14 protein-coding genes are annotated in these 18,161 nt (G+C 65.5%); 6 read left to right on the forward strand and 8 right to left on the reverse strand.

What is annotated here, in order from left to right:
• Nucleotides 1-125: 125 nt before the first annotated feature.
• Nucleotides 126-911 carry a trans-aconitate 2-methyltransferase gene (locus ACX80M_RS02875; protein WP_459308737.1) on the reverse strand — a complete coding sequence of 262 codons (786 nt, stop codon included), beginning with the start codon at nucleotides 909-911 and terminating at the stop codon, nucleotides 126-128.
• A 97-nt stretch (nucleotides 912-1,008) separates the two neighbouring features.
• Between ACX80M_RS02875 and ACX80M_RS02880 the strand changes: the two genes are divergently transcribed.
• The 4 genes from ACX80M_RS02880 to ACX80M_RS02895 are packed head-to-tail and all read left to right on the forward strand — an operon-like array spanning nucleotide 1,009 to nucleotide 6,852.
• On the forward strand, nucleotides 1,009-3,555 hold the full coding sequence (locus tag ACX80M_RS02880) for a DEAD/DEAH box helicase (protein ID WP_252598767.1): 2,547 nt from the start codon (nucleotides 1,009-1,011) through the stop codon (nucleotides 3,553-3,555).
• An 11-nt stretch (nucleotides 3,556-3,566) separates the two neighbouring features.
• Nucleotides 3,567-4,937, forward strand: a complete 1,371-nt coding sequence (locus tag ACX80M_RS02885) for a CoA transferase (protein ID WP_459308740.1) — start codon at nucleotides 3,567-3,569, stop codon at nucleotides 4,935-4,937.
• Between the two features lie 45 nt (nucleotides 4,938-4,982).
• Complete coding sequence (locus tag ACX80M_RS02890) at nucleotides 4,983-5,483, forward strand: GNAT family N-acetyltransferase (protein WP_459308742.1); 501 nt, start codon at nucleotides 4,983-4,985, stop codon at nucleotides 5,481-5,483.
• 22 nt (nucleotides 5,484-5,505) lie between these two features.
• Nucleotides 5,506-6,852: an alpha/beta fold hydrolase gene (locus ACX80M_RS02895; protein WP_459308744.1), complete on the forward strand. Its 1,347-nt coding sequence runs from the start codon at nucleotides 5,506-5,508 to the stop codon at nucleotides 6,850-6,852.
• Here ACX80M_RS02895 and ACX80M_RS02900 read toward each other — a convergent pair.
• The 4 genes from ACX80M_RS02900 to coaE all read right to left on the reverse strand — a co-directional run bounded on the left by ACX80M_RS02900 (nucleotide 6,838) and on the right by coaE (nucleotide 13,046).
• On the reverse strand, nucleotides 6,838-8,274 hold the full coding sequence (locus tag ACX80M_RS02900; RefSeq protein WP_252598763.1) for an MFS transporter: 1,437 nt from the start codon (nucleotides 8,272-8,274) through the stop codon (nucleotides 6,838-6,840). The two genes, ACX80M_RS02895 and ACX80M_RS02900, sit on opposite strands and share 15 nt — an antisense overlap.
• A 121-nt stretch (nucleotides 8,275-8,395) precedes the next feature.
• Nucleotides 8,396-9,424, reverse strand: a complete 1,029-nt coding sequence (locus ACX80M_RS02905) for a TerC family protein (protein WP_252598762.1) — start codon at nucleotides 9,422-9,424, stop codon at nucleotides 8,396-8,398.
• Nucleotides 9,425-9,651: 227 nt separating this feature from the next.
• Nucleotides 9,652-11,751, reverse strand: a complete 2,100-nt coding sequence (uvrB, locus tag ACX80M_RS02910) for an excinuclease ABC subunit UvrB (RefSeq protein ID WP_252598761.1) — start codon at nucleotides 11,749-11,751, stop codon at nucleotides 9,652-9,654.
• 80 nt (nucleotides 11,752-11,831) lie between these two features.
• Nucleotides 11,832-13,046 carry a dephospho-CoA kinase gene (gene coaE / locus ACX80M_RS02915; RefSeq protein WP_459308747.1) on the reverse strand — a complete coding sequence of 405 codons (1,215 nt, stop codon included), beginning with the start codon at nucleotides 13,044-13,046 and terminating at the stop codon, nucleotides 11,832-11,834.
• Between the two features lie 22 nt (nucleotides 13,047-13,068).
• On the opposite strand from coaE, the gene ACX80M_RS02920 reads away from it, so the two are divergent.
• Both ACX80M_RS02920 and ACX80M_RS02925 read left to right on the forward strand, forming a co-directional pair.
• Nucleotides 13,069-13,785, forward strand: coding sequence for an IMPACT family protein (locus ACX80M_RS02920; RefSeq protein WP_252598759.1), 717 nt, complete (start codon nucleotides 13,069-13,071; stop codon nucleotides 13,783-13,785).
• Nucleotides 13,769-14,293 carry a GNAT family N-acetyltransferase gene (locus tag ACX80M_RS02925; protein ID WP_252598758.1) on the forward strand — a complete coding sequence of 175 codons (525 nt, stop codon included), beginning with the start codon at nucleotides 13,769-13,771 and terminating at the stop codon, nucleotides 14,291-14,293. The genes ACX80M_RS02920 and ACX80M_RS02925 overlap by 17 nt, the downstream gene beginning before the upstream one ends.
• 139 nt (nucleotides 14,294-14,432) lie before the next feature.
• Here ACX80M_RS02925 and rpsA read toward each other — a convergent pair whose 3' ends face one another.
• The 3 genes from rpsA to ACX80M_RS02940 all read right to left on the reverse strand — a co-directional run bounded on the left by rpsA (nucleotide 14,433) and on the right by ACX80M_RS02940 (nucleotide 18,144).
• Entirely contained in the window at nucleotides 14,433-15,911 is a 1,479-nt protein-coding gene (gene rpsA / locus ACX80M_RS02930) for a 30S ribosomal protein S1 (RefSeq protein WP_056339708.1), read from the reverse strand.
• A 234-nt stretch (nucleotides 15,912-16,145) separates the two neighbouring features.
• A complete protein-coding gene (locus ACX80M_RS02935; RefSeq protein ID WP_459308830.1) occupies nucleotides 16,146-17,435 on the reverse strand; it encodes a GNAT family N-acetyltransferase in 1,290 nt (429 codons plus the stop codon).
• A 97-nt stretch (nucleotides 17,436-17,532) separates the two neighbouring features.
• Complete coding sequence (locus tag ACX80M_RS02940; protein WP_252607934.1) at nucleotides 17,533-18,144, reverse strand: GyrI-like domain-containing protein; 612 nt, start codon at nucleotides 18,142-18,144, stop codon at nucleotides 17,533-17,535.
• Nucleotides 18,145-18,161 lie beyond the last annotated feature (17 nt).

The raw sequence follows: 18,161 nt of genomic DNA on the forward strand, positions 1-18,161 counted from the left end.
TGGGAGGCCGATGAGGGTCCTGCCATTTGCCATCCCCAGAAGCCGCTGTCGTCATTGTAACCAGCATCACATTCTCGACTCAGTCATAAGGCATTACCGACCAGAGAACCTCAAACGAATGGAGTTTATGCGCCTGGCCGCTTTTGCGCCACGGCAAAGATCCGCCGGAACGGAAACACCGTGCCATGTGCCGTTGCCGGGTATGCGGACAGCAGGGCTGCAGCATACTCCGCTTCAAAGGCGTGCCCGTCCTCGGCCGAAAGTGCCGCCACGACCGGGCGCAACGCCGTGCCGCGCACCCAGTCCAGCACCGGATCCGTTCCAGTGAGGACCTGCTGGTATGTGGTTTCCCAGGCGTCTGCCGTGCAGCCCGCGTCCAGCATGAGGCTGAGGTAGTCTGCGGGCTCCCCCACGGACTCTCCACCGCGAAGTACGCCGGCGAGCTGGGGCGCCCAGCGTGCCGAACCTGCGAGTTCCCGCATCAGGGCATGGGACGGGGCATTGAAGTTCCCCGGCACTTGCATGGCGAACCAGGCACCGGGCTTGAGCGCCGCCAGCCAGCCCGCCAGCATTTCCTGATGCCCAGGCACCCACTGAAGCGCGGCATTGGTGACCACCACGTCCGTTTCAGCCGGGGGCGTCCAGGCTGCGATATCCGCCAGCCCGAAGCTGAGGCCCGCATGCCTGGCTGCGTGCGCGGCGGCCTTGTCCAGCATCTGCCTGGACGAATCCAGCCCCACCACTTGCGCTTCCGGCCAGCTCCGGGCGAGGGTGGCCGTGAGGTTTCCCGGACCACATCCCAGGTCCACAACGTGCTGTGGCCGGTCGGCCTGGATCCGCCCTGTCAGGTCGAAAAACGGCCGGTCCCGGTAATCGCCGAACTGGACGTACTTTACGGGGTCCCACTTCACAGTTACCTCCATCGCCGGGTGCTGTCTGGCAGTACCGCGAGCCTAACCCGGGCCCGCCCGGATATCCGGCACCGGCTGGGCACTAAGCTGGAAATCAATGAAACTCGTTGACCAGCTGCCTGTCCTGTCCGCCTCAGACCCCTCCGGCGCAGGCATCGACCCGGACGCCCTGTACACGCAATTCCTTGAGTGGACCGAAAGCCGGGGCCTGGAACTGTACGCTGCCCAGGACGAGGCCATCATGGAGCTCGCCACCGGAGCCAACGTCATCCTCGCCACCCCGACGGGCTCCGGCAAATCGCTGGTGGCCATCGCGGCGCACTTCCAGGCCATGGCGCGGGGCCAGCGCAGTTACTACACCGCCCCCATTAAAGCGCTGGTCTCGGAGAAGTTCTTTGCCCTGTGCGACATTTTCGGTGCAGAAAACGTCGGCATGATCACGGGTGACTCCGGCGTCAACCAGAACGCACCGATCATCTGCTGCACGGCAGAAATCCTCGCGAACATCGCCCTCCGCGAAGGGGCCGACGCCGAGCTCGGTGCGGTCATCATGGACGAATTCCATTTCTACTCCGACCCCCAGCGTGGGTGGGCCTGGCAGGTCCCGCTGCTGGAGCTCCCCCAGGCCCAGTTCCTTCTGATGTCCGCCACCCTGGGCGATGTCAGCCGGTTCGAGGCCGGCATCACCGAACTTACGGGCCGCCCCACCACCACCGTCAGTTCAGCCGAGCGCCCCATTCCGCTGCATTACTACTACCACCAGACGCCGGTCCACGAAACACTCGAGGAACTCCTCTCCACCCGTCAGGTGCCCGCCTATGTGGTGCACTTCAGCCAGATCGAGGCCATTGACCGGGCCCAGACACTGATGAGCATCAACGTGTGCACCCGCGAGGAGAAGGACAAGATCGCGGAGCTGATCGCGAATTTCCGTTTCGCCGCAGGCTTCGGCAAGACGCTCAACCGGCTGGTCCGGCACGGTATCGGGGTCCATCACGCCGGCATGCTGCCGAAGTACCGCAGGCTCGTGGAGCAGCTCGCCCAGGCGGGCCTGCTCAAGGTGATCTGCGGTACGGACACACTGGGCGTGGGGATCAACGTGCCCATCCGCACCGTGTTGCTCACCGCACTGAGCAAGTACGACGGCGTCCGCACCCGCCCGCTTAACTCCCGGGAGTTCCACCAGATTGCCGGAAGGGCCGGCCGCGCCGGGTATGACACCGCGGGGACAGTGGTGGTCCAGGCACCCGAGCACGTCATCGAAAACGTGAAGGCGATGGCCAAGGCCACCGCCAAGTTTGGTGACGACCAGAAGAAGCTCCGCCAGGTGGTCAAAAAGAAGCCGCCGGAGGGCTTCGTCTCCTGGGGGGAACCCACCTTCAAGCGCCTCGTGGAATCCGTGCCCGATCCTTTGACGTCCAGCTTCAGCGTGACGCATTCGATGCTGATGAACCTGATGGAACGGCCCGGCGACCCGTTCACAGCGGCCCGCCAGCTGCTGACCGAAAACCACGAGACGCGGTCCTCACAGCTGCGGCTGATGAAAAAAGCCCTGGGAATCTATCGTGAGCTCCTCGCCGCTGAGGTGGTGGAGCGCATCCCGGCAGAAGAGCAGGGCCATGACGGCAGGACAGTACGGCTCACCGTCCATCTGCAGGCCAACTTTGCCCTGAACCAGCCACTCTCGCCGTTTGCGCTGGCGGCGCTGGAGCTCCTTGACCCGGATTCGCCGTCGTACGCCCTGGACGTGGTGTCCGTGATCGAGGCGACCCTCGAAAAGCCCCGCCAGATCCTCTCCGCGCAGCAGAAGAAGGCCCGCGGGGAAGCGATTGCCGCGATGAAGGCTGACGGCATCGAGTACGACCAGCGCATGGCCATGCTGGAGGAAGTCACCTACCCGCAGCCGCTCGCCGAACTCCTGGGCGAAGCCTTCGAGGTCTACCGCAAGGCCGCGCCATGGGTGGGCGACTTTGAACTGACGCCCAAGTCCGTGGTCCGCGACATGTATGAACGGGCAATGAACTTCGGCGAATTCGTCCAGTTCTACGGGCTGGCCCGCTCCGAGGGCATTGTGCTGCGCTACCTCGCCGACTGCTTCAAGGCGCTGCGCCAGACCGTGCCGCAGGACATGCTCCGGGAGGACCTTGAAGACCTCATCGCCTGGCTTGGCGAGCTGGTGCGGCAGGTGGACTCCAGCCTCCTGGACGAATGGGAGGAGCTGACGTCCGGCGCGATGCCCACCCCGCACGACGCTCCCCCTCCCCCGCCGCCGTCGCTGACGTCCAACATCCGCGCCTTCCGCGTGATGGTCCGCAACGAGATGTTCCGCCGCGTGGAACTGTTCGCGGACGAAAACGCCGCAGCCCTGGGCGAGCTCGACGGCGGCGCGGGCTGGGATGCCAACCGCTGGGAAGACGTCCTGGACGACTACTTCGACGAACACAACGACATTGGCACCGGCCCGGATGCCCGCGGTCCCGGACTGCTCATGATCACCGAAGAGCCAGGGCTTTGGAAGGTCCGGCAGATTTTCGACGATCCGGCGAGCAACCATGACTGGGGCATCTCCGCGGAAGTGGACCTGGCGGCCTCGGATGAAACCGGTACGGCAGTGGTCCGTGTCACCGACGTCAACCGGCTCTAGGCTCTGACCGAATGGACTCCGTCCCCGACCTGACCGGCAGCCTTCGGGTTGTGGAAGCCCTGGAGGCCCAGCCCGTGGCACCTTCCAACGGTCCACGGCAGTGGTGGAAGGGCCCGCTGGACGTCGAGGGACTGGCTTTGGGGGCGGTCCAGGCAGCAGCGACGTCGCTGAACGCGCTTGTTGGCGTTCCGGGCCGGTATTCCCTGGCATCCGGAGCCACCGCGGCGGCCTTCGATTCGCTGGGACATCTGCGGGTCGCGGGCGTCAAACCCGAAGGGTTCGCTCCGATGTCCGGCTTTCGGCGCACGTCGGACGGCTGGATCCGCCTCCACGCCAATTACCCCCACCACGCAGCCCGGCTGACGTCGGCCCTCACCGTGAGCACACCACAGGACGTGGAACACGCCCTGCTAGGTATGACGTCGCTGACAGCCGAGGAAGCCATCACGGCAAACAACGGCGTCGCTGCTGCCGTGCGCACACGGGACGAGTGGATCGCGACCCCCATGTATGCGACGGCCAGCTCCGGTCCATGGATCAGAATCTCCAGTCCGCCACCGTCAGCCAGTGAAAGTCCGCAGCTCTCCCGGTGGGTTCCATCGGCAGTTCCGCGCCACCCCTTGGCCGGGCTAAAGGTGCTGGACCTGACGCGCGTCATTGCGGGGCCCACTGCCACACGCCTCCTGGGCGCCCTGGGCGCGGACGTTCTGCGCATCGACCCGCCCCAGCTTCCGGAGTTGAGCGATGTGTTCATTGACTCGGGCTTTGACAAGCGCAGCGCCGAGGCGGACCTCCGGGATCCTGCCGCCATGGAAACGGTCAGGCTTCTCATTGAGTCTGCAGACGTGGTGGTCACGGGTTACCGCGACGGCGGGCTGGACCCTTTTGGGCTGGCGCCCGAAGCGCTGTTGCTTGCCCGGCCGGAACTCGTGATCGTCACCCTCAGCGCCTGGGGCAGCGGCGGCCCTTGGAACGGACGGCGCGGTTTTGACAGCCTGGTACAGGCCGCTTGCGGCATCGCCGAACGGTATGGCCGCACGACTGATGACGGGTGGCAGCCGGGGGCGCTTCCAGTGCAGGCACTGGATCATGCCACCGGTTATGGCCTGGCGGCGGCAGCAATTGCCTTGCTGGCCGAACGGCTCCGAAGCGGACGTGGCGGCGCTGCCCGGCTTTCCCTGGCCCGCACCGCTGAAGAATTGTACCGACTGCCCGCAGTGGCCAGTCACGGCGGTTCCCTGCCTGACCCGGAACTCCGCGTGATGGACAGCCCCTACGGCCGCCTGCGATATGTTGGGCCGCCCATCATGGCGGACGGCGTGCCGCTGGAGTACAGCAAGGGACCCGTCCGCTACGGAACATCGCAGCTTCGCTGGCAATAGGGAGCCTGGCAGTAGGGATCACGGCCCCGCCAGTAAACTCGGACCATGAGTGTAATCCGCCCCGCCACCCGGCAAGACGTCCCCGCCATTCTGGAGATGATCCACGAACTGGCCATTTACGAGAAGGAACCGGACGCGGTCCGCAACACACCGGAAATGCTGGCTGATGTCCTGTTCGGCGAGAACCCGCGCGTGTTTGCCACATTGGCTGAGAACAGCGCAGGCGCGGTCCGGGGTTTCGCGCTCTGGTTCCTGAACTACTCCACCTGGGAAGGCGTCCACGGCATCTACCTGGAAGACCTCTACGTCAGCCCGCACGCCCGCGGCGAGGGCCACGGCAAGGCGCTCCTGCAGCACCTGGCCGCCACCGCCGTCGAGAACGGTTACGCCCGGGTTGAGTGGAGCGTCCTGGACTGGAACGAACCGTCCATCAACTTCTACCGCAGCCTCGGCGCCCGCCCCCTGGACGGCTGGTCCACGTTCCGGCTGACCGGCGACGCGCTGGAGAGCTTTGGCACCAGAACGGCAGCGTCCATCCGTGGTTGAGCGGGACGCTTCCACTCAAACCATGCAAACGCGGACCCCTGTCCCGCATTTTGTGAAGGCCCGGCACGAATTCCGGGGCATGCGCACCGCCGAGCACTACTTCACCGTTCCTTTGGACCACTTCGCGCCCGGCAGTGACGCCGCCGCCGAGACCATCACCGTGTTCGCCCGAGAGTACGTCTCGTCGGCCCACACTCAGGCTGAAGCCGAGGAGCTTCCCTGGCTGGTGTTCCTCCAGGGCGGGCCGGGCGGCCGCGGCAACCGGCTGGCTTCGCTGAGCGGCTGGAGCAAGGCGGCGGCCCGGGACTTCCGGATCCTGATGCTGGACCAGCGCGGCACCGGGCTTTCGACCCCCATCGACCGGACCACGCTGCCGGCGCGTGGAACGGCAGAGGCACAGGCTGCGTACCTTGAGCATTTCCGTGCGGATTCCATCGTGGCCGACGCGGAGCTCATCCGGGCGGCGCTCGGCTCCGGCCCCTGGAGCATCTACGGCCAAAGCTACGGCGGATTCTGCGCACTGACGTACCTGTCCTTTGCCCCGGACGGGCTGAAGGAGGCTCTCATCACGGGCGGACTTGCGCCGCTAGCCGGCCATGCCGACGACGTCTACCGCGCCACGTTCGCGCGCGTTGCCGCCCGCAACACCGAGTACTTCAGCTGGTATCCGGAGGACCGCCGGACAGTGAATGCGATCGCATCGCACCTTCGGCAGACCGAGGAGTTCCTTCCCGACGGCGGCCGGCTCACGGTTGAACGGTTCCAGATGGTGGGCTCCTTCCTGGGCGGAAACACGCGGGTGGACGGCCTGCACTACCTGCTGGAAGACGCCTTCACCGAGCCACCACACGGGAACAGGCTCTCCGATGCCTTCCTGGAGCAGGTCCAGGGCATCGTGTCCCGCCTGGCGAACCCGCTCTATGCTCTGCTGCACGAGTCCATCTACGGGCAGGGACAAGCGACGGACTGGGCTGCCTGGCGTGTGCTGCAGGAAAATCCGGCATTCCGCCCGGATGCGGAGGCGCTGCTGCTGACCGGCGAGATGGTGTACCCGTGGTATTTCGAACAGGATCCCGCCTTGGTGCCGCTGCGGCAGGTGGCCCATCTGCTGGCCGCCAAAACGGACTGGAAGCCGCTGTATGACCCCACACAGTTGGCCGCGAACAGCGTGCCGGTCGCCGCCGCGGTTTACCAGGACGACATTTACGTGGACCGCAGCCTGTCACTGGAGACGGCGGCTGCTGTGCGCGGACTCCGGGTATGGGAGACGGCCGACTTCCACCATGACGGCATAGCGGACGACGGCGAGGCTATTTTCGGGCGGCTGCTGGGTATGGTGCGCTCGGTTGCCGGCTCAGCCGGCAGCTGAGCCGGCCGCCGGGCTGCGGCGGCGCGCCACCAGGGCAACGACGGCGGCGGTCAGGACAGCAGCCCCCACCAGTCCGCCTGCCATGTTGAGCCCCAGGTAGCCGGCCCAGCTGAGGATCAGTCCGGAAGTGGCCCCGCCCACCGCACCTGCGGCGCCCATCAGCATGTCCGACACGCCCTGGACCAGCACGCGGGACTCCTGGGGGACGCTCTCCGCCAGCAGCGTGGACCCGGAAATGGTGGCCGCAGACCAGCCCATGCCCAGCAGCACAAGTCCCACGGCCACCGCGACGGTGGACGTCTGGCCAAATCCGGCGACGGCGACGGCAGCGATCAGCGTGGCGAAGCCGATCATGATGGTCTCAGTCCTGCCTGCCTTGTCCGTCAGCCAGCCCATGACCGGCGACAACGCGAACATGCCTGCGATATGCAGGGAGACGGTGAAGCCGATGATCACCAGGACATCGCCGGAGGCGGCGTGGCCGGCATGGGAGGCACCAGGCCCGGCCACGAGTTCCTGCAAATGCAGCGGGGTCATGGACATCACGCCCACCATCACGGCGTGCGCTCCGACGACGGCGGCAAGCGCCAGCCAGGAAGCCCTGGACTGGCGGATTGCCCGCAGCCCGCGGACGAGCGATCCCCCGACTGCGTTGCGCGCGGTGGCGCTTTGCTGATTTGCCGTACGTGGTGGCGTGCCCTGCATCTTCCCGCCAGCTGGCTGGGCGTCGAGATCCAGTGCGGCGGGTTCCTGAGTGGCAAGATCCCGGGCGGCAAGATCCTGGGCGGCGATTTCCCGCGCGAGCAGGAGCGGGTCCGGCCTGAGGCCAGCGAAAAGCAGCACAATGGCCAGCAGGAGTCCGGCTGCGGAGATCACGAACGGTCCGGCGACGGGCGGCAGGCCGAGGGCCAGGCCCACAACGGTGCCGGGCTGGATCAGGTTGGGTCCGGCCACGGCGCCGACCGTCACAGCCCACACCACGGCGGAAAGCGCCCTGCCGCGGTGTTCAGCATCCGCAAGGTCGACGGCGGCGAAGCGTGCCTGCAGGCTGGCCGCGGTACCCACCCCGATGCCCACCGCCCCCAGCACCAGCAGGACGAACAAGCCGGACACCACCGACATCACTATCAGAACTGTGCCGGCGAGGGCGGCGGAAAGCCCCGTGACCTGCCCGGCCCGACGGCCCCGCCGGTCCGCCAGCGAAGCAAGGGGCAGTGCTGTCAGCGCGGCCCCCAATGTCATAACCGTGGCCACGGCACCCGCCCACACGCTGGAACCTGACTGTTCCACGGCCAGGATGGACCCAATGGAAACCGTGGCTCCGGTGCCGATGCCACCGAAAACCTGGGCCGCGCTCAGCAGCACCACGGTGCGCCGTTGAACCTGGCGCACTCCTCTTTCCGTGATCAGTGTGCGGGCCATGGTCCGAGCATAGTCCTGGGCGGCCAGGTCCTACAGGGGGCAGATTAAGCCACTGATCCCGGCCGCCGTGCGGCCGGGATCAGTGGAAATGCAGTGTGCGTCAACGGAACGCGGAAACAGCCTACTCGGCGTCGCTGAGGCTCTTCTTGGCGTCTTCCTCGAGTCGGGGGTCCAGGTGGGCTGTCTTTGCCTTGGAGCTCAGGAGGCTGGCAATCACGGCAACGATGATGGTGCCCACGATGACGGCCAGGGAGACGAATGTCGGAATCTCCGGGGCCCACTCGATGTGGTTGCCGCCATTGATGAACGGCAGTTCGTTCACGTGCATGGCGTGGAGCACCAGCTTCACGCCGATGAACGCCAGGATGAAGGACAGCGCGTGCTTCAGGTAGATCAGGCGGTTCATCAGGCCACCCAGCAGGAAGTAGAGCTGGCGCAGGCCCATCAGGGCGAACAGGTTGGCGGTGAAGACGATGAACGGGCTCTGCGTCAGGCCGAAGATCGCGGGAATCGAGTCCACTGCGAAGAGGAGGTCGGTCAGGCCGATGGTGATGAACACGATCAGCATGGGGGTGAAGACCTTCTTGCCGTCCACCGTGGTGCGCAGCTTGCCGCCGTCGAACTTCTCCGACATGGGGATGACCTTGCGGATCCGGGCGATGAGCGGGTTTTCCTTGTCCTCTTCGTCCTCGCCTTCGTCCTGGGCCTGCTTCCAGGCGGTCCAGAGCAGGAACGCGCCAAAGATGTAGAACACCCAGCTGAACTGCTCGATCACGATGGCGCCGAGGAGGATGAAGATGCCGCGCAGGATCAGGGCGATGATGATGCCCACCATCAGGACTTCCTGCTGGTACTTACGAGGCACGGAGAAGCGGGCCATGATGATGATGAAGACAAACAGGTTGTCGATGCTGAGGCTGTATTCAGTGACCCAGCCGGCCACAAACTGGCCGCCGAATTCGGCGCCGGTAAAGAAGAACATGGCCCCGGCGAACAGCAGGGCCAGGGAGACGTAGAACGCAACCCACAGGCCGGCTTCCTTCATGGAAGGCTCGTGGGGGCGCCGGACGACCAGCAGAAGGTCAATGAGGAGGATCAGGCCAAGGACGACAAGTGAGCCGACCTCGAACCACACGGGTAATTCGGGCACAGGTTAGCCTTTCGCAGGGTACAGAGAAATGGTGTAAGTCTCTCCGGCCAGCCTGTGCACTTGGTGCTGAAATGGCGGCCCGCTACGCCCGGCCAGGCAACTGTGCCTGGCGTGTTGACGATCGTAGCGCTCGGGATACTCCCCTACGTGACGTTAACTGTACAGCAGCGTCCCGACATGCGGAAACATGCCCCGACTGCCACGTCCCTTCGACGCCCGGGGGTGGACTAGGCGTGGCCGGCCGCCTGCATCTGGCGGAGTTCCTTCTTAAGGTCACTGACCTCGTCCCGGATCCGCGCGGCCAGCTCGAACTGGAGTTCGGTGGCAGCGCCGTGCATCTGTTCGGTCAGCTGTTCGATGAGGCCCACGAGGTCTTCGGCCGGTGCCGCGGCGAGGCCGTCCTTGCGGACTTGTGCCGCGCCCTTGGCCGCAGACTTGCTACGTTTGGCGCCCTTGGCCAGCCGGTTGTTGTTGAGCAGCTCCTGGGTGTCGGCGTCTTCCTTGGCAAGTTGGTCGGTAATGTCGGCAATCTTCTTCCGCAGCGGCTGCGGATCGATGCCCCGTTCCGTGTTGTAGGCAACCTGGATGGCGCGGCGCCGGTTGGTCTCGTCGATAGCCTTGGCCATGGAGTCGGTGATGCGGTCCGCGTACATGTGGACCTCGCCGGACACGTTGCGGGCAGCACGGCCGATGGTCTGGATCAGCGAAGTCGCCGAGCGCAGGAAGCCTTCCTTGTCCGCGTCCAGGATGCTCACGAGGGAGACCTCGGGCAGGTCCAGGCCTTCGCGAAGCAGGTTGATGCCCACCAGGACGTCGAAGACACCCATCCGGAGTTCCCGGAGCAGTTCAACGCGTCGGAGGGTGTCCACGTCCGAGTGCAGGTATTCGACCTTGATGCCGTGGCCCAGCAGGTAGTCGGTGAGGTCCTCCGCCATCCGCTTGGTCAGGGTGGTGACCAGGACGCGTTCGTTCTTTGCCGTGCGGGTCTTGATCTCGCCGAGGAGGTCATCAATCTGGCCCTTGGTGGGTTTGACCACCACCTCGGGGTCGATCAGTCCGGTGGGCCGGATGATCTGCTGCACAAAGCCGTCAGCCTTGCCGAGTTCGTACTTGCCGGGCGTGGCCGACAGGTAGACCGTCTGGCCCACGCGTTGGAGGAATTCGTCCCATTTCAGCGGTCGGTTGTCCATGGCCGACGGCAGGCGGAAGCCGAAGTCCACGAGGTTCCGCTTGCGGGACATGTCGCCCTCGTACATGGCGCCGATCTGCGGCACGGTGACATGGGATTCGTCGATCACCAGCAGGAAGTCGTCCGGGAAGTAGTCGATGAGGCAGTGCGGAGCGGTCCCGCGGGCACGGCCGTCGATGTGCGACGAGTAGTTTTCGATGCCGTTGCAGAAGCCCATCTGCTGCATCATTTCGAGGTCGTAGGTGGTGCGCATCCGGAGCCGCTGGGCTTCCACCAGCTTGTTCTGGCCTTCCAGGACGGCCAGGCGTTCGGCGAGTTCGTCCTCAATCCGCTTGATGGCCCGGGCCATCCGCTCGGGCCCGGCCACATAGTGCGAGGCCGGGAAGACGTACATTTCCTCCTCGTCCCGGATCAGTTCGCCAGTCAGCGGATGGAGAGTGTGGATGTTCTCAATCTCGTCTCCGAAGAATTCGATGCGGATGGCCAGTTCCTCGTACATCGGGATGATTTCCACGGTGTCGCCGCGGACCCGGAACGTGCCGCGGTGGAAGTCCATGTCGTTGCGCGCGTACTGCATGGAGACGAATTTCCGGAGCAGGTCGTCGCGGTTCATCTGCGCCCCTTTGCGGAGCGTGACCATGCCGGCAATGTACTCTTCCGGCGTGCCCAGGCCGTAGATGCAGGACACCGTGGCCACCACAATAACGTCCCGGCGGGTCAGCAGCGCATTGGTGGCGGAGTGGCGGAGCCGTTCCACTTCCTCGTTGATGGACGAGTCCTTCTCAATGAAGGTGTCCGTCTGCGCTACGTAGGCCTCAGGTTGGTAGTAGTCGTAGTACGAAACGAAGTACTCCACCGCGTTGTTGGGCAGGAGTTCACGGAATTCGTTGGCGAGTTGGGCGGCCAGGGTCTTGTTCTGCACCATGACCAACGTGGGCCGCTGGACCTGTTCGATGAGCCACGCCGTGGTGGCGCTCTTGCCGGTGCCGGTGGCGCCCAGCAGGACAACGTCCTTTTCGCCGTTCCTGATCCGCTCCGTGAGTTCGGTGATGGCGGCAGGCTGGTCGCCGGCCGGCTGGAACTCGCTGATGACTTCAAACGGAGCGACGACGCGGTTGATCTCCTGGGCAAGGCTCATGCATCTAATCTACAACCGGGGACCGACAGTGAAAGCCGGATCAGTTACCGGCGAACATCACCCTAAACGGGCGGACAGGATCAGGGCGCGTACGACGGCGGCACCCACCCCGTGCGCGCAGCCCAACCGTCCATACGCGGCCAGGCGACGTCCGTGAACCACGGCTCCTTCGCCTCCGCATAGGCGTGGGTACCTCTACTGCCGGCAAACTGTTCGGTCAACGCGCGTTTATGGTCTTCATACAAGGCGGCGGCTTCCGTGTCGTTCCTGAGCCAGTCGCGGAAGAGCAGCGCGTAGCGCCAGCCGGCCGATCCGGCCGCCCGTACGTGCACGTTGGCGGGGCGGCCGGGGTCCGCGTTGGCGTGGAAGCGTTTTTGCCACTGCGCCGGGTCCGGATCCGTCAGTTTCGGAGTGTCGAAGCCAACCCCCGGCACGGCCGGGAAGCCAGCAGCGGCCAGCAGCGGTGCGATCCGGTCCGCGGCGTTGAGATCGGACACCGTGACCTGGAGGTCGATGACGTCCTTGGCTGCCAGGCCAGGCACGGCTGTGGAGCCGATATGGTCCACAGCCAGGATGTCGTCCGGTGCTGCGGCCGTGATTCGGGCGCCAAGCCGTGCAGCCTGGACCGCCCAATCCTGCTGCGGCACCGACAAGACTGCCATGCCTGCCCTGACCGCCCTGACGCTGCGCCGGAGATTGCGCGCGAACGGCACCAGTCGTTCGGCCCAGAGCCGGTCCACCTGCGCCGTCACGTCCGCCAGTGATCCGGAGTTGTCCAGCACGACGTCGGCAGCGGCCAGCCGCGCCCCGCGCGAGGCCTGGGCAGCCATGCGTGACCGGGCGTCCTCGGCCGTCATGCCGCGGTGTTCGAGCATCCGGGCGATCCTGACGTCATCGGCCGCGTCCACCACAAGGACAAGATGGAAGCCGCTCCCCTGGCCCGTCTCCACGAGCAGTGGAATGTCCTGGACCACAATGGCGCCGGCCGGGGCTGTGGCGATGATCCTGGCCGCGGCGGCCCGGACCAGCGGGTGCACAATGCCGTTCAGCACGGCCAGCTGCGAGGGATTGCCGAACACCACGGCACCCAGCCTGGCCCGATCCAGCCGGCCGCCGCCGTCGAGCATTTCCGCTCCAAAGGCTTCCACCACGCTGGCCAGCCCCGGCGTTCCCGGTTCAACGACGTCCCGAGCCAGCGCATCCGCGTCCACCAGCACCGCACCGAGCTCCGCCAGGCGTGTGGCGACCACTGACTTCCCTGAGGCGATGCCGCCCGTCAAACCGATCTTCAGCATCCCACCACCCTAAACTGAAGACGTGGCACAAACAGCGGATACACAGAGCACTGACGCCGCAGACAGCAGGGCCACCGCCTACACCACGCTCGCGTTGGGGCCGGAGTTCCGGCACGAGATCGAGATCAAACGCTCCAGGTTCATCACGGTGCTGCGCCGCGCGGACAATGAGGACACCGCGCGGGATCTGGTGGCCGCCCTGCGCCGCGAGTTCCACGATGCCCGCCACCACTGCTCGGCGTTCGTCCTGGGGCCGGACCGGGACATCCAACGCTCCAATGACGACGGCGAGCCCTCCGGCACGGCCGGCATCCCCATGCTGGAGGCCATCATCAAGAGGGAAACAGCGCCGGGCGTGACGGACCTCAGCGACGTCAGCGCCGTCGTCGTCCGCTACTTCGGCGGCATCCTGCTGGGGGCGGGTGGGCTGGTGCGTGCATATTCCGAGTCGGTTTCCGCGGCCCTGCAACGGGCCCCACTGGTTCGTCGCAGCCGGCTGCGGATCTGTTCGGCGTCGGTGCCGCACTCCGCCGCGGGACGGCTGGAGAACGACCTTCGCGCGGCCGGGTTTGTGATGGCGGAAACCACCTACGGAGCGCAGGACACGGTCCTTCGCCTGGCCGTGCCTGACGATGCCGCGGAAGTTTCTGCCGCCACCGATCGCGTGTTGTCACTCACCGCCGGGAGAACCGTGCTCACGCCGGCCGGAACGGAGTGGCTCGATGTCCCGCTGCCCTGAAGTCCGTCTGGCAGACGTCGACGACCCCATGCTGGAGCGGCTGCTGCAGCTGGCGCAGCTGGATGCGTCCGCGGATGACGTCACGCCGCCGCTGGGCAACGGGACGGGCTGGAATGCCGAACGCATCGACTGGTTCCGCGTCTACCACCGGTCTGCAGCCGCGGGACTGGAGGGACCGGTAGCGGAAAAGAGCTGGGCAGTGCTATGCGACGGCAGCCCGGCCGGCGCGATCAGGCTCAAGCTGACGGACGCGGAAACGGCGCAACACGAAACAGCTGAGACGGGCATCTGGCTGGGCCGGAGCTACCGCCGCCACGGTGTCGGCGGCGCCGCGTTGCGGCTGGTGTTGGCGGAAGCCCGCCGCGCGGGACTGCACCAGGTCGTGGCCAACACCACGGCAGCCAACATCGGCGCGCAGCGGCTCCTCACCGCCGCTGGCGCGGTCCTGACGCACGACGACGGCGGCGCGGTGAGTGCCGTCGTCGTACTCTCAACTAACTCGCAGTAGACGCACCGAAAGCCTCGTTTGGGAGCATTAAGTGCTGGTCAGATGGCCGGCCAACCACGGATGGCGCATTAAGCACAGCGGGCCCCTGCCTTCGCAGGGGCCCGCTGTGCTGGCCCGGGAAGCCCTGGGCCGGTGGCAATTAGTTGCCGGTCAGCTTCTCGCGCAGAGCTGCAAGAGCCTCGTCCGAAGCAAGGGTACCGGCCCCGGCGTTGGACTCGGCAGCAGGCTCCGAAGAGTAGCTGGTGGTGCCGGAATCGCTGTCACCGGACGTTGCAGCTGCAGCGTCGTCAGCAGCGTGCTGGGCAACCTGCTTCTTGTGTGCTTCCCAGCGGGTCTGGGCGTCAGCGTACTGCTGCTCCCAGACGGCGCGCTGGTTCTCGTAGCCTTCAAGCCACTCGTTGGACTCCGGGTCGAAGCCCTCCGGGTACTTGTAGTTGCCCTCTTCGTCGTACTCAGCGGACATGCCGTAGAGAGCCGGATCGAATTCGGTGGACTCGGCGTCAACGCCCTCGTTAGCCTGCTTGAGGGAGAGGGAGATGCGGCGGCGCTCGAGGTCGATGTCGATGACCTTGACGAACAGCTCGTCACCAACGGAGACAACCTGCTCAGCCAGCTCCACGTGGCGGACTGCCAGTTCGGAGATGTGCACGAGGCCTTCGATGCCGTCTTCGACGCGTACGAACGCACCGAACGGAACGAGCTTGGTGACCTTACCCGGAACAACCTGCCCGAGGGCGTGGGTGCGGGCGAAGGTCTGCCACGGATCTTCCTGCGTAGCCTTGAGCGACAGGGAAACACGCTCGCGGTCCAGGTCGACTTCGAGAACCTCGACAGTGACTTCCTGGCCAACTTCGACAACCTCGGACGGGTGGTCGATGTGCTTCCAGGACAGCTCGGAAACGTGAACGAGGCCGTCTACGCCGCCCAGGTCCACGAAGGCACCGAAGTTGACGATAGAGGAAACAACGCCGGGACGAACCTGGCCCTTTTCCAGCTTGTTGAGGAACGTGGAGCGGACCTCGGACTGGGTCTGCTCGAGCCAGGCACGGCGGGACAGCACAACGTTGTTGCGGTTCTTGTCCAGCTCGATGATTTTGGCTTCGATCTTCTGACCGATGTACGGAGCGAGGTCGCGCACACGGCGCATCTCGACGAGGGATGCGGGCAGGAAGCCGCGCAGACCGATGTCGAGGATAAGACCACCCTTGACAACCTCGATGACGGTACCGGTGACAACACCGTCTTCTTCCTTGACCTTCTCGATGTCGCCCCAGGCGCGCTCGTACTGAGCCCGCTTCTTGGAGAGGATCAGGCGGCCTTCTTTGTCTTCCTTGGTGAGCACCAGGGCTTCGACGAGATCGCCAACGGAGACAACGTCTCCGGGATCAACGTCGTGCTTGATGGACAGCTCGCGGGAGGGGATGACACCTTCGGTCTTGTAACCGATGTCGAGCAGAACTTCATCGCGGTCGACCTTGACGACGGTACCTTCGACGAGGTCTCCGTCGTTGAAGTACTTGATGGTGGCGTCGACTGCTGCGAGGAAGTCCTCAGCGGTACCGATGTCGTTAATGGCGACTACGGGGGTACCGGGCTTCTCGGTGGAGGTGATGGTCATGTAGTAGGGGCTCCGTTGTGGATAGTAAGTCGGTCAGGCAAACCGCCGCGCCCGCGTTATGGAACGCAGGCGCAGGTCTTCGGGCGATCGCAGGGATCTTCCGGGTCTTCCTGATTTGTGGATTCTAGAAACGCGCACGTAGTACGCGCCCACTTATTCTAGTCGCAGCGGCCAACGAGGGTCAAAGCGCATGGCAACGAGCGGCCTGGCTGAGCGTGCCTGCAATGCCGGGGCTCAGAAGTGTGTGAGGCAGTGCGTGGCGCGCTCCACCGCGAACATCCCGCGGGCCCGGAGCGCCGCGCCCTGGGTGTGTTCACGGATCCGGCCCGCCGCCGTCAGCGTCACCGGGCTGACAGCGCCGAGGTAGATGGATGACAGCGCGGAGACATCCAGCGTCAGGTCCGGATCCTGCGCAGCTGCCAGACGCACGACGGCGGCCTCGCCGCCGCTGACGTCCACGGCAAACGTTCCCGCCGTGAGACCAAGCGGGTCCTGCACCTCGAGCACCAGCCTGCCGTCCAGCGGGTAATGCCGGGCTTCCAGCGCCTGGGCCACGTCCAGGATGCGGAGCCAAAGCATGTCCCGGCTGTCTGAGGAGTCGATGCAGCGGGGATCGGCCAGTGCCCACGTGAGCGGGTCATCCAGCGGTGCTTCGTCCCACGTGATGCGTTCCACCAGGTCGATGGCGGCCAGGAACTGCCAGAGCTCCAGGTACGCCTCGTTCGTGGCCGCCACGAGGTCCACCACCTGCATGGTGTAGGGCTCGGTGTCCCAGCCAAGGAATTTGTAAGAGACGTAGCCGTCCACGGCGCCGTCGGGGCCGTAGTGCAGTGCCGCCTTGACGGCAGGATCTTCCTTGCCCTCGCGGCCCAAGGAACCTGAAGCAAGCTGGCGGTACCAGTCCTGGCGGCCGATCGATCCCGGCGTCAGGCGGTGCACGCGGTCGAAGACGACCGGCGCCAGGTCCAGCAGCACACGGGGGTCCGCGATGTCCACGGTACCGACGGCGTGATGGTTGAGCCGGAACCGGGCAGTGGTGTCCACTTTCACGGTCCGTTCGAAGCTGGCCACGCCGTAGCCAAAGCGCCCATAGATGGAGCCTTCTGACGCTGTCAGGGCGGCCATTGCCGGGCCATCGTTTTTCGCCATGGCCAGGTCCTCGGACATCATCCGGCGCAGCAAGCCGCGCCGCCGATGTGAGGTCCGGACCGTCACAGCTGTGACCAGTTGCGTTTCCAGCAGCCGGCCGAAGCCGATGTTGAGTGTTTTGCGCAGGGTGCCGAAGGTTGCCACCGGTACCTCCGCGGGGAGCGACCCAGGCGCGACTTCCCGGGTCTGGTAGGCGCCGGTGAAGATCCGCCGGTCAGCTGCGTAGGTCTCCAAGGATTTGGCAACATGCTCCGGTGTCCGCGTGGATTCGTGGAAGCCAAAGGCGACCGCCTTCACCCATGATTCGGCGTCGGGATAACCCGCCTCGCCTTTGGATGCCGCTGGGAAGCGCCGGATTTCATAGTCATCACTCAGTTCGGCCACACCGCCGAGCCTAACCAATGATTCCGGCGCCTGGCCAGCAGCAACACGCTCGCAGGCAGGAAGTTCCGCAGAGCCGGCGGGAAATGGCTCAGAGCCGCCGCACGGGTTGGCGGAGGATGGTTTTGAGCTTTTCCGGTGCCACCCGGCGGGCGTCGCTGAGGTAGATCTCGTGGTGCAGGCCGGCAAATCCGAAGCCCTTGGACGGAATGTATTCACTGTGCAGGCGGTGCAGCGTGGGGGCCTCGTCGTCGTAGCTGCCGATGTGCAGGATCTGCAGCGAGAGGCCTTCATCGAGGGTCTCAAGGCGGAGCAGGTCCAGCCCCGGAACGTTCTTCGCCGCCGCCTCCGCGATACCGTCCTGCACCTCGGCGGCGCCGATCCAGCCTGGCTGATGGATCATCATGGTCCACTTCCAGCTGTTCTTCTCGCCCCGGGTGAAGGCGTCAGGATCGTCTGCTGTCCACAGGCCCTCCAGCGGCCCGACGACGTAGTCCCGGCCCGCGTGCTTGCTGGCGAACTTGACGGCGTAGGACACCGAATACAGGGCCTCGAGGGCGGCGGCGTAGGCGGGGGCCGTCCCCGGATTACCTTGCCCGTCCAGCATCAGGTAGCTCAGCGGAGGGACGGTGACCACTTCGAAGTCCCGGGCCCGGGGCGCGTACAGATCCTTGAACTGTTTCTTGACGTCGTACTTGTCCATCGCGCCCCACCCATTCG

It is taken from the genome of Pseudarthrobacter sp. MDT1-22, from assembly GCF_054511035.1.

Bases quoted from the DNA above. Each gene is read 5' to 3' on its own strand.
- ACX80M_RS02925 (WP_252598758.1), top strand. From the start codon at position 13,769: ATGTCCCGCTGCCCTGAAGTCCGTCTGGCAGACGTCGACGACCCCATG.
- ACX80M_RS02885 (WP_459308740.1), top strand. From the start codon at position 3,567: ATGGACTCCGTCCCCGACCTGACCGGCAGCCTTCGGGTTGTGGAAGCC.
- uvrB (WP_252598761.1), bottom strand. From the start codon at position 11,751: ATGAGCCTTGCCCAGGAGATCAACCGCGTCGTCGCTCCGTTTGAAGTC.
- ACX80M_RS02940 (WP_252607934.1), bottom strand. From the start codon at position 18,144: ATGGACAAGTACGACGTCAAGAAACAGTTCAAGGATCTGTACGCGCCC.
- ACX80M_RS02895 (WP_459308744.1), top strand. From the start codon at position 5,506: ATGCAAACGCGGACCCCTGTCCCGCATTTTGTGAAGGCCCGGCACGAA.
- ACX80M_RS02880 (WP_252598767.1), top strand. From the start codon at position 1,009: ATGAAACTCGTTGACCAGCTGCCTGTCCTGTCCGCCTCAGACCCCTCC.
- ACX80M_RS02900 (WP_252598763.1), bottom strand. From the start codon at position 8,274: ATGGCCCGCACACTGATCACGGAAAGAGGAGTGCGCCAGGTTCAACGG.
- rpsA (WP_056339708.1), bottom strand. From the start codon at position 15,911: ATGACCATCACCTCCACCGAGAAGCCCGGTACCCCCGTAGTCGCCATT.
- coaE (WP_459308747.1), bottom strand. From the start codon at position 13,046: ATGCTGAAGATCGGTTTGACGGGCGGCATCGCCTCAGGGAAGTCAGTG.
- ACX80M_RS02890 (WP_459308742.1), top strand. From the start codon at position 4,983: ATGAGTGTAATCCGCCCCGCCACCCGGCAAGACGTCCCCGCCATTCTG.